Origin of the sequence: Streptomyces sp. RLB3-17 (genome assembly GCF_007113425.2) — a bacterium.
Taxonomy (GTDB): Bacteria; Actinomycetota; Actinomycetes; order Streptomycetales; family Streptomycetaceae; genus Streptomyces; species Streptomyces mirabilis_D.
Map to the genome: position 1 here is coordinate 10642589 of NZ_CP041610.2, position 11306 is coordinate 10653894.

General features: G+C 69.9%; 9 protein-coding genes. 5 read left to right on the forward strand and 4 right to left on the reverse strand.

Features of this window, described 5'->3' with window-relative positions; genetic code table 11:
- Positions 1 to 33: 33 nt before the first annotated feature.
- The 5 genes from FNV62_RS47980 to FNV62_RS48000 are packed head-to-tail and all read left to right on the forward strand — an operon-like array spanning position 34 to position 7463.
- Complete coding sequence (locus FNV62_RS47980) at positions 34 to 537, forward strand: hypothetical protein (protein WP_060899522.1); 504 nt, start codon at positions 34 to 36, stop codon at positions 535 to 537.
- A complete protein-coding gene (locus tag FNV62_RS47985) occupies positions 507 to 1925 on the forward strand; it encodes a hypothetical protein (RefSeq protein ID WP_144316233.1) in 1419 nt (472 codons plus the stop codon). The genes FNV62_RS47980 and FNV62_RS47985 overlap by 31 nt, the downstream gene beginning before the upstream one ends.
- Positions 1922 to 3385, forward strand: coding sequence for a vWA domain-containing protein (locus tag FNV62_RS47990; protein ID WP_143604367.1), 1464 nt, complete (start codon positions 1922 to 1924; stop codon positions 3383 to 3385). Before FNV62_RS47985 ends, FNV62_RS47990 begins: the two co-directional genes overlap by 4 nt.
- A 59-nt stretch (positions 3386 to 3444) precedes the next feature.
- On the forward strand, positions 3445 to 4557 hold the full coding sequence (locus FNV62_RS47995) for an ATP-binding protein (protein WP_060899692.1): 1113 nt from the start codon (positions 3445 to 3447) through the stop codon (positions 4555 to 4557).
- Positions 4554 to 7463 (forward strand): DUF5682 family protein, encoded by a 2910-nt coding sequence (locus tag FNV62_RS48000; RefSeq protein WP_221939462.1) that lies wholly within the window; start codon positions 4554 to 4556, stop codon positions 7461 to 7463. The genes FNV62_RS47995 and FNV62_RS48000 overlap by 4 nt, the downstream gene beginning before the upstream one ends.
- A gap of 134 nt (positions 7464 to 7597) precedes the next feature.
- On the opposite strand, the gene FNV62_RS48005 is transcribed toward FNV62_RS48000, so the two are convergent.
- From FNV62_RS48005 to FNV62_RS48020, 4 genes are all read right to left on the reverse strand, one after another.
- Complete coding sequence (locus tag FNV62_RS48005) at positions 7598 to 7909, reverse strand: hypothetical protein (protein WP_097287992.1); 312 nt, start codon at positions 7907 to 7909, stop codon at positions 7598 to 7600.
- A complete protein-coding gene (locus FNV62_RS48010; protein WP_143629742.1) occupies positions 7909 to 9297 on the reverse strand; it encodes a hypothetical protein in 1389 nt (462 codons plus the stop codon). The genes FNV62_RS48005 and FNV62_RS48010 overlap by 1 nt, the downstream gene beginning before the upstream one ends.
- Complete coding sequence (locus FNV62_RS48015) at positions 9294 to 9743, reverse strand: hypothetical protein (protein ID WP_225900653.1); 450 nt, start codon at positions 9741 to 9743, stop codon at positions 9294 to 9296. The genes FNV62_RS48010 and FNV62_RS48015 overlap by 4 nt, the downstream gene beginning before the upstream one ends.
- 199 nt (positions 9744 to 9942) lie before the next feature.
- Entirely contained in the window at positions 9943 to 11295 is a 1353-nt protein-coding gene (locus tag FNV62_RS48020; protein WP_143604369.1) for an SGNH/GDSL hydrolase family protein, read from the reverse strand.
- Between the last annotated feature and the right edge of the window lie 11 nt (positions 11296 to 11306).

The following is an 11306-nucleotide window of genomic DNA, read 5'->3' on the forward strand; positions in this document are numbered from 1 at the left end:
GGAAGTCCCCTCTGATGCATAGGAGATGGTGCGTTGTCGGATTGGGAGAGGTCGAGCACGGCACGGGTGACGGTGCCCGCGCGGCCGCGGAAGCTCGCCAAGGTGCCCTTTGTCGAGCTGGCCGACGGACGCCTCCAGGGTGTGGTGTCCAGCGGTTCGGACATCGAGCGGGTCTACGTCTCGTCGGTCGCGGCCGGCACCTACGCGTTCGCCTGCAGCACCAACAACAACCGCCCCTGCGGCGGCGCGCGGGGCATGTTCTGCAACCACATCCGCGCCCTGATCAACGAGGCGGTGCTTCAGTACGGCGCCGAGCGCGTCGCCCGCTATCTGAGGGTGGAGCTCGCGGACGGCGAGCCGAGCGGACAGACCATCGCCCACGTCATGGACCACACACGACCGGCGCAGGGAGACACCAAGGCCGCCGCGCCCGTCTTCAGCCGGTTCCTGCGCCACCTGGCCTATCTCGAACTCGCCCCGACCACCGCGCCGTTGCCGGAGATGCAGTGGTTCCCGCCGACCAGGGCGGTGGCGTGATGCGCGCGGACCTGTTCTCCGACCCCATCGCCGGGCTCGACGAAGCGCTGGCGGCCGTCGACGCCTTCGACCAGGCGCTTGTCGCGGGCCTGCTCCGTCCGCAACCCGCCCAGGCCGCCGGTCTGACCGAACTCGCGCACGCCGTCGCGGGGACACCGCTGGCCGCCCGGGTCTCCGAGGCGGCGGCGAAGGCGGCGGCCGGAGCAGCGGGCGAAGACCACTTCGTCGCCCTCGCCGCCGCCCGCACCGCTCTGCTCGGCTCCGTCCACGACGCGCTGATGAGCCGCGTCACCGAGGCGACCGGTCGCCCCCGCGGCGAGGAGACCGTCCCGGCGACCGGTGGGCGGCAGGCGGCGAACCTGCTCGCCGCCGCCCGCGCCTGGCTCTGCGATCTCGCACGTGCCGGATGGCAGGGCATCGACCACGAGGTGGTCTCCGGGGCGGCGCAGGTCGTCTCCGCGATGCTTCCGGACCCGTCCCTGCGCCGACCGGCGACGCTCCTCGACGGCTTCGCCGCCGAACTCGCCGCGTCCTGCCCGGGCTCCGCCCTGGAGAGGATCCCGGCGCGCCGCTGGGGCGACCTCTGGTCACGCGGGATGCTGCTGACGCTGCCCGGTGCCGCCGACGCGCCCGCGCCGGGTACCGCCACCGGTCGCCTGCTGCCCCTGGGAGTCGACCTGCAGGAACACGCGACCGCGGCACAGGCCCAGGTCCACGCGGTGTTCGAACCCGCCGACGGCTCCGCGCCCGGCCTGGTGCGCGCCACCGTGTCGGTGCCGAAGCCCGACACGGTCGTCGGAGCCGGCCTCTGGCAGCTGCTGCGGCCGCACATGTCGCTCCTGGCAGCCGTCGGCGAAGGCCGCTCGATGGAGCTCGCCGACATGCCGGTCACCGCCGAGGGCGACCTGATCTGGAGCGACGAGCACGCCCGCCCGAGCGAGCCCGCCGACGCCTTCACCACCGCCCGCGTCGCCCTGCCCACCGCCACCGACCCGGCGACCGCACCGCTCGACCGGCACCCGACGCGCATCGCCGTCCCCGTGTTCCTGGAGGGCTACGCCGTCCGCAAGGACGACGAGACCATGACGTTCACGGTCGCCGGACACCCTCTCGCCGTCGACACCGACCGCGTTCCCACCGCCGGCCCGCTCACCCCCGAGGCCGTCGCGACGTCGAACGCCTGCATAGGGCTGCTCCGCTGGGACGCCGGCACGTATCGCGTCCAGCCTTTGGCCCTCGAGACGACCGTGCGGAAGAAGCCCGTCGCGCTCCACGCCGGGGCATGGGCCGGGGGCACGACCGACAAGGTCGGCGTCAAGGCAGAGAAGGCCGCCACCGACGCCGTGGCCGTGCTGCGGGAGCGTGCCGGAAGGTTGTTGCGGAAATGACCGACGCGACGACCTCCCCCCGCGCCGAAGCGGACCCCCACGACGCCCACGACTCCCACGACCCTCACGACCCTCACGACAACCGCCGTCAGGTTCTGTACTGGCGGCTCCTCGCCCGGCTCTTCGACCACGAGGAGCAGGCGACGCTGGAGTCGGCGAGCCTCGCCGTCGTGGAGGACATCGGCCTGCCGTCCGCCCTCCTGGACCCGGGTGCTTCGGTCGACTCGATCGTGCAGCGCCATCCGGACCTGGCCGAGGAGTTCGACGGTCTGATGGTGCCCGAGGCCGACGACGAGGCCCGGGACCGGGCCGCCGAAGTACGGCGCGCGGCACTGGTGTCGAAGGTGCTGCTCAATGTCTTCGCCGCCGGCTCCGGTACGGTCACCGCCGGACAGCTGGCGCGCTGGCAGTCCGACGCGGGCTGGCTGGAGCGCGCACTCGGCTGCAAGCCGGGCGACCTGCGCGGTGGCCGCGCCGGCGCGGGGTCCGGGGCAGGCACCGCGGGACCCGGGGTCAGCCCGACCGGTACTGGCGGCCCGGGCAGGACCCCCGACCTCAGCCGGCTGATTCCGGCGATCGGCCCGGAACTCGGCGCGATCGAGGCCGACCTCGTCAAGCGGATGCGTCTGCGCGAGGTGCTGGCCGATCCCGAACTCGCCGCGCAGCTGACCCCGAGCATGTCGCTGATAGAGCAGCTGCTGCGGGACAAGAACAACCTCTCGGGCGTGGCCCTGGCCAACGCCAAGGCACTGATCCGCCGATTCGTCGACGAGGTCGCCCAAGTGCTGCGCACCCAGGTGGAGAAGACCAGTGTGGGCGCGCTGGACCGCTCGGTCCCGCCCAAGCGGGTGTTCCGCAACCTCGACCTCGACCGCACGATCTGGAAGAACCTCACCAACTGGAGCCCGGAGGAGGAGCGGCTGTACGTCGACCGCCTCTACTACCGGCACACCGCACGCAAGACGACACCCCAACGACTGATCGTCGTCGTGGACCAGTCGGGCTCGATGGTCGACTCGATGGTGAACTGCACCATCCTGGCTTCCATATTCGCCGGGCTGCCCAAGGTGGACGTCCACCTGATCGCGTACGACACCCAGGCGCTCGACCTCACCGCATGGGTGCACGACCCCTTCGAGACCCTGCTGCGCACCAACCTCGGGGGCGGCACCGACGGCACGGTCGCCATGGCCCTGGCCCAGCCGAAGATCGCCGAGCCCCGCAACACCGTCGTGGTGTGGATCTCCGACTTCTACGAATGGCGGTCCGAGCCGCTGTTCGACAGCATGGCCGCCATCCACCGCTCGGGAGCCAAGTTCATCCCGGTCGGCTCGGTGACCAGCTCCGGTCGCGGCAGCGTGAACCCATGGTTCCGGGAGCGCTTCAAGGACCTCGGCACGCCGGTGCTCTCCGGCCACATCCGCAAGCTGGTCCACGAGCTCAAGACGTTCCTCGCCTAGGCGACCCGCCCGCTCAGACACTCCTCGCTCATCTTTTCTCCGTTCAGAAAGGCCCTGTGATGTCCGACCTGTTGCGCGCCCCCGCCGAGATCAAGTTCGCCGAGGAACTGGACTGGCTGGAGTCCGTCGACGACAACCCCAAGCCCTTCTCCTGGCGGCTGTCCCCGAAGATGGTCCGTCTGTTCATCCTGGGCTCCGAGCGGTCCGACGGCCTGGACCGGGAGATCTCGCAGAAGTGGTTCGGTGACCGCAGCTTCGTCGAGCGCTCCATCGTCACGCTGGCCTCCGACCGCGGCCTGCTGCTCATCGGTGACCCCGGCACCGGCAAGAGCTGGCTGGCCGAGCTGCTGTCCGCCGCGATCTCCCGCAACTCCACGTTGGTGGTGCAGGGGACGGCCGGCACCACCGAGGACCACATCAAGTACTCCTGGAACGTGTCCATGGTCATCGCCAAGGGGCAGTCGCGGGAGTCGATGATCCCCTCGCCGATCATGACCGCGATGGAGACCGGCGCGATCGGCCGCTTCGAGGAACTCACCCGCTCCACCAGCGACGTCCAGGACGCGCTGATCTCGATCCTGTCCGAGAAGTACATCTCGGTTCCGGAGCTGGACAGCGACAACATCGTCTTCGCCCAGCCAGGCTTCTCGATCATCGCCACCGCCAACAGCCGTGACCGGGGCGTCAACGACCTGTCCTCGGCGCTCAAGCGCCGCTTCAACTTCGTGCGCATCCCCGTGGTGACGAACAAGAAGAGCGAGGCGGAGATCGTCCGCTTCCGCACCGAGGAACTCCTGGGCCGTCACCAGATCGAGCTGGACGTGCCGCCGACCCTGCTCGACGTGTTGCTGCAGAGCTTCGCCGACCTGCGCGCCTCCGCGGCCGCGGCCGGCAGCGACGACGAGAAGCTGGAGTCCGCGCTGTCCACCGCCGAGCAGATCGGCGTGCTCGAGGACGCGATCCTGCACAGCAACTTCTTCGGCGAACGCGCCCTGACCGCCCACACCCTGGCCTCCTCGCTCGTCGGGTCACTGGCCCGGCGCGAGCCCGAGGACCTGGCCATCCTCAACAAGTACCTGCACGGCGTGGTCGAGCCGCGCAGCAAGGAAGAGGGCGGATCCTGGCCGGAGTTCCTGGAGGGTGGCCGCGACGCGATCGCCACCCTGTCATGAGCGGCACGCACGAGAGCACGCGGGACGGGACCGTGAACGGCGCGCAGGAGAGCGCCCAGGACGGGATCACGAGTGGCGCACACAAGAGCACGCAAAGGCCCACGCACAGGGCCACGCACGAAGGCACCTTCGAAGCGCTGCGCGCGCAGTTGCAGGGGGCCGCCGCGACGCTGGCCGACGGGCCCGACGCCCTGGAGGGCATCCTCCTCGGCATCGTCGAGGACGTCGACCGCGCGGTGCGCGAGCCGCTGGAGATCTTCCCCGTCTGCCACCACTCGCCCGCCTCGGCGCTGGCCATGGCACGCCGTCTGCGGGAGAAACAGCCGAAGGTCGTGTACCTGGAGCTGTGTGAGGACATGGCGCCGCTGCTGACCGAACTGCGCAACTGCAGGCTCCCGGTGGCGGTCCAGGCTTTCGCGACCGAGATCGACGGCTTCCCGGCCGAGTGGTCCCCGCTGTCGGTGGTCGCACCGATCACCGAGGCCTCGGCCGAGTACCAGGCGATCGCCTACGCACTGGACACGCCCGGCGTCGAACTCGTCCTCGTCGACCGTTCCTCGGACCACGTCTTCCAGTGGGACGCACGAGGGACGCACACCGGCGAGCCCGCCGACCCCGACGCCCCGCCCGTCGAGGAGGAGGCCGCGCTGCACGGCGACGCGGTCGGCGTGGAGATCGGCGACCTGCGCCCGCGCTTCGCCGAACTGGAGGAACACCTGCTGCGGCACGGCAGGGTGCGGCACTGGTCGGAGTGGTGGCACCAGTACGTCGAGCTGCCCCTCGGCGACAGCGACCACGACACCTACCGCCAGGTGATGCTCCTGATCGGCAGCCTCTTCCGGCGCCTCGCACCCGGCGACCCGCACCGGGTGCGGGTGGACGAGGACCGCGAGCGTTACATGTGGACCAGGATGCGCGAGCACCTGACCGCGACCGGCACCGATCCCGACGACTGCCTCTATGTCTGCGGAGCCTTCCACGCGGCCAGCCGGGTCGAGGAGTTCGGCGTCCACGGCACCGACACCTTCGAGATCGCCCCGCGCAGCGCGACCAAGTGGCAGCACGGCCTGATCCCGTCCAGCCACGCGGCGATCGAGGCGCAGTTCGGCCTCGCCGCCGGTTCGGTGTCGATCGCCGCGACCGTCTGGGCGAAGAACGTCAGCCGCACCCGTGTGCAGCCCTACCGCCTGGCGGGACAGGCGGGCGCGAAGAAGTCGAGGGCGAAGAAGACCGTGGTCGCGGCGGCTGCGGTACCGGCGCTCCCACCCGCGGACAAACTGACCGGCTTCCTGCGACGACCACCCGTCCTCGACCGGCTGGACGAGGACGAACTGCTCGGCTGGTGCGTGGAGATCGTGCGGGCGGCGCGCCGCAACGGCTACCTCGCCTCCACCGCCGACGCCATCGCCGTGTTCGAGACGTCGATCCTGCTGGCCGGGATGCGCGACCGGGCCAGGCCGACGCCGTACGACTTCCAGGACGCGGCCGTCACCTGCATCGAGAAGGACACCGTGCCTGGCCGGCGCGATGTGCGTCGGCTCGTGGAGATCATGATGGGCGGCGACCGGGTCGGCCAGGTCGGCTACGACGCGCTGCCACCGCTGGCGCGCGACGTGCACGACCGGCTCGCACCGCTGAACCTGAAGCTCCAACAGCGCGGCGTACAGAGGGCGTTGCTGAACATAGCCGCCCAGCCGGAACTGGACCGTTGCTCCGACGTGCTGTGGATGCTCCGCCAACTGCTGCCCCAGGGCGCCGCGCGGCCGATCATGGGCGAGCGGAAGCTGGGGGAGCGGTCGATCCAGGAGTCGTGGGACCTGGCGCTGGGCACCCATCAGCGTGCGCTCATCGAGCTCGGCTACGAGGGCGTCAGCATCGAGCAGGTCCTTGAACAGCGTCTGCGCCGGACGGCGTACGGCCCGCAGGCCACCACGGCGACCGTTCTGGGGACCGTCGAGGACGCGACGCTGTATCTGCGCAGCCGCCGCCTCGCGGACGAACTGGGCACCCGCGCGCTGGAGGTGCTGGCGACCGAACGCAGCGTCGATGGCGCGCCGGAGGTGCTGCGCCGGGTGCGCCGGCTGCTGGCGTACTACCGCACCAGCGAGCCGACGCTGCCGCCATGGATCGAGTCCTTCGTCAAGACCGGGTACGCGCACTACTGCACCCTGTTGCCCACGGCGTTCACCGACGAGGACGCCACCGTGCGCCACGTGGCGGCGATGCTGGGCTTCCTGTTCAGCATGGAGGGCCTGGCGCTGTCGCTGGGCTGCGACCGTACCCAACTGGAACTGGCCGTGGGCCAGTCGCATCCGGCGGAGCCCTCGAAGACGGCGCTGCTGTGGGCGGCGCAGACACAGCTCGGGAACCTCTCCCGCGCCGACCTTCGGACGAGGTGCGACGAGCTGCTCGGCAACCCTCTGGTGGTGCCCGCCTATCCGCGCTACCTCAGCGGCTTCGTACACGCGCTGGAGCCCGTCCCCGCCCTCACCGACTTCGTCGTGGAAGCGGTGTCGAACGCGTTCGGACGGCTGCCGGACCCGGTGCTCCTGCCCTGGCTGCCCACCCTGATCACCACGCTGCGTTCGAGCGGCACAGAGCTGGCCCCGCTGCTGATCCGGGAGGCCGGACGGATCTTCCCCGGCCGGCTGGCGGCGCTGGACGCGTGGGTGCCGCCTTGGCGGGCGCAGTCGGTGCCGGAGACCCCGCCCTCGGCGCGCCGCGCGGACGAAGGCCCCGGTGTCGCGCTGCTCGCCGCCCACCCCGCGACGTGCGACGCGGTGGCGAGCCTGCTGGGCTGTGACGGTACGTGGCGGACGGCGGCCCCCGGTCCGTCCGGGGCGGCGCTGCTCGGTCTTCATCCCGACACGGCGCTGGCATTGGAGGTGCTGCTGGCCGGCCCCTGACATCGGTTCCGGGACGCCCCGGTCGCAAGGCATGGGTGGATGGAGCACAAAGCACCGTGCCGACGGATGGGGCGTCCGGAGCACTCGCCGCGGGACCACATGGGTAGGTGGACGCAGCGATGGCGCTGGATGGCTTAACCGCCCGTCACCCATCGGATCACTGCGATCACACCCAACAGCACGGCGGGGCCCACCCACCACCACCCCATGATCCGTCGCACCGACGGCAGCAGCCACAACACTGCCACCGCACCGGCAGCCCCGATGGTGAGGACGCACGAGAGAACGATGCCGGCATACGCGTCGTCGTCCCAGGGCCCGGACGGACGGATGGTCAGTGCCGTCCAGCAGAAGTACGCAGCGACAAGGGTGAGCAGGATCAGTGGAACGGCGAGGACCAGGCGCAGGCAGCCACGGTCGTTGTCCACCTCGGAATGGCTGGTCATCAGTGCAGTGCGTTCCTTGCCTCGTCCAGATTGTTCGCAAAGCCACGCCCGTAGGCCTGGGCGTCGTCGGTCTGCCAGTACGGGCCACCGTTGTAACGCGCGGCGAGTTCCTGATACTGGGCCGGCGTCATCTCCTCCGCAGGCACGTCGGCGAACTCGCTCTCCGCCTTGAGTTGGGCCAGGTACTCCGAGGCAATGAAGATGTTCTGCGCAGGGTCCTGGAGAGAATCCTCCACCATGCTGCGTTGCTGGTCGGTGAGGTGGTCGGGGTCGTAGCCGAGGACCTCGGCGCCACGTCGCACCTGGATGGCAATGGGCCCCATGGACGTGTTGTCGGGATCGCCGCCGAGACGCCAGGGGAGGCTCTCGGGGGCGATCGGACTGAGTGGGGAGTCGGCCTGCTCGCGGATGGTGTCGGTGATGTCGTCCAGGATGCCGGGCTGTCCGCCGATCTCCTGCCAGGCGATACCGGCGACCATGTCCGGCGGGAGCCCCGAGTTCCGTGCCGCCGCCTTGATGATGTTCTTGTTCGCCGCGATCCAGTCGGCGCGCTCCTGGGCGTTGGAGGGCGGACTCCAGTAACTGTCCTTCGCCCCCGGGAGGTTGGCGACCTGGAGGCGGATGTCGCGCAGCGTCGGGGAGACGATGTCGCTCCCGGCGATGGGGTAGTAGTCCTGCTTGGGGCCGCTGCCGGGCAGATGGGTCAGTGGATTCGTGCGCGCCTCGGCAGCCTCTCGCCGCAAGTCCGCGATCGCCGAGACGATGTCGACGCGTTGAATGAAGCCCATGCGGAAGTCGGGCAACAGGTCGTACGCCTGCTTGAGCTGGTGGACGCAGAGCTCCCGTGCCTCGTGTTCCGTGGTCTTCGCCAGATGGAAATCGCCGCCGGCGGCGTCGTGCAGCCGGTTCGCGTCGTCGCGGATGTCGTCGACATCCATGGTGAGTTCGGCGAAGAAGTCCATGACGCCGGTGGTGGACCGCATGTCCTCCCACTGACGCATCGGCTCCGCCTCCTGGGCCTCACGGGTGATCGCCGTGCCCTTTGTGTGGATCAGGTCGGCGAGGGACTGCTCGTTCGCCTTGCCGTTGGAGTAGTGCGCCTTGGCGACCTCCAGGGCGAACGCATAGTCGCTCAGGGCGCCGGCGGCCTTGTGATAACCCTCGGCGAGCTGTGTGAGCAGTTTGCGCGCCTCGGTGAGCCGGGCTTCGTAGTGCCGGCTGCCTTCGCTCTTCCACTGAGTGTGCTTCTCGGCTCGCTCGGCGGACGGGTCGACCGCCACGAGCATGTCGTGCAGGCGCTTGAACTCGTCCGCGTTCCGCTCGACGAGGGGCGGGTTGCAGCCCTCCAGATATTCAACGTCCTTGCGGTGGCTGATTCCGCCGCTCATCGTGCCTCCGGAGCGACGTACTGGCCGTAGCGCAATATGTCGTCGAGGAAGCGCTGTGCCGTGTCGTCGTCGATCTTCACGAAGTCGCTGCCGACTGTTCGCAGGCGGGTGGAGAGTGCCGCGAAGAGAGCGACCGCGTCCAGGTACTGGTCATCCGCGAATCCGGCGAACCGGGCCACCTGCTTGGCGACGTCCTCGTGTGTTCGAGGCTCCCGGGCCATGGTGGTGAGTTCGGCGTCAGGCCGGCCCTCCTGGAGGAAGCCCGCTATTTCGATCAGCAGATTCGCGTTGCCGTTGATCGAGTCGGTCTTGGCCACCAGACTCCCGGCGACTGGTGCGCCGGTGCCACCGGTCGCGTCGGCCGGAAGCTGGTCGATCTGCATACCCGTCGACCTGCGCGCCAGAGCGTCGGCCTTCAGCTGGGCCCACTCCTCATCGAAAGACAACTCGGTTCCCCCTTCGGCTCGTTGTCTCGAACGCATAGTCGATCATGCCATTGGGAGGGACTTTGCCCAAACCTCATCACTTCTTTGCGAGTGACGTCACGTTGCTGCGCCCTGACATGCCGTATGCGGGTGAGGTCCGTCATCGCTGCCGCCTCTGCCGGTGCGCGGGACACGTTGACGGAATCCCCTCGTCCGATGGCTATTCGAGTCCGAAGTCCCCCTGATTCGGCCGGAGTCGGAAGAGTCGCGCGGGGACGGCGTCGGCGAGGAGGCGGTAACCGGCCGGATTGAGGTGGAGGTGGTCGCCGACGTCGATCGCGGTCAGCAGACGGGCCGGTTGCCGGGGGTCACGGGCCGCCCGGTCGAAGTCGACGACGGAGTCGAAGCGGCCGCTCGTGCGGATCCACCGGTTGACCGCCTGTCGGGAGGCCTCCCGGTACCCGGCCGCGTCGTCGTACCCGGTGTTGCCCCCGAAGGGCGTCAAGGTCGCTCCGTACACCCTGATGCCCTGTGCGTGCGCCCTCACGACGATCTGTTCGTAGGCCGCGATCAGATCCGCCGTGACCTGTTTCTGGGCGGCTTCGGTGGGCTCGGCGGTGCCGATGTCGTTGACGCCCTCGAAGACCAGCAGCCACGCGACACCACTCTGCGCGAGGACGTCTCGGTCGAGTCGGGCCAGAGCATTGGGGCCGAGACCGTCGTGGAGCACGCGGTTGCCGCCGGCCGCCTGGTTGAGGATCGCGACCCCGGCCGAACCCTCCTCGGTCTGTAACCGCTTGAGCAACTGGTCCGGCCAGCGGTTGTTGAGGTTGGTCGTGGAGCCGCGACCGTCGGTCAGCGAGTCGCCCAGCATCACGGCCGCCGCGCCGGTGCGGGGCGACCAGGTCTCGACGCCGCTGAGGAAGTACCAGTGGTCGGTGGGGGTGGCTCCGGGCAGGTCCTCGTCCCCGACGTGGTTGCCGGACAGGAGGTAGGAGGTGGTCCGGGATCCGGGGTGGGAGGTGATGCTGGTGGACGCTTGGCCCTCGGCCAGGTAGGCCGTCACGGTGAGGTTGGCCCCCGGGGTGAGCGCGAAGTCCAGGGGGTCGGAGACCATGGGGGCTCCCACCGGAACCACCACCGAGGAGCGGCCGCCGAAGGTCACCGGCCGGGAGCTGCCGGGCCGGATCGCGCTGACGCCCGCCTGCCCGTCGAGCGGCAGCGCCACGGAGACCGAGGTGATCGGCAGCGCCGCGCCGCCGAACGCGTTGGAGAAGCGCAGCCGCAGATGCCTTCCGCCGACCGACACATGGACGGTCTGCCGCAGGGTCGCGTCGGCGAGCACCCGGCCGTCCTGTGTGAACGGAGCGGGCGGCATGTTGGCGGGTTCGGTGAGCTGAGGCATGGAGACCCAGGTGTTCACCCAGTGCCCGTCCGACGGCTGATGCGTTTCGGTGGGGCGAGACGACCCGAGGCCGGCGTCCGCCGCCCGCACGGCGGACGAGGCGACCACGAAGGCGGCCGCGAGCAACCCCGCGACCACCAGGCTCACGATCGACGATGTTCGATTCATGGATGTGCGCC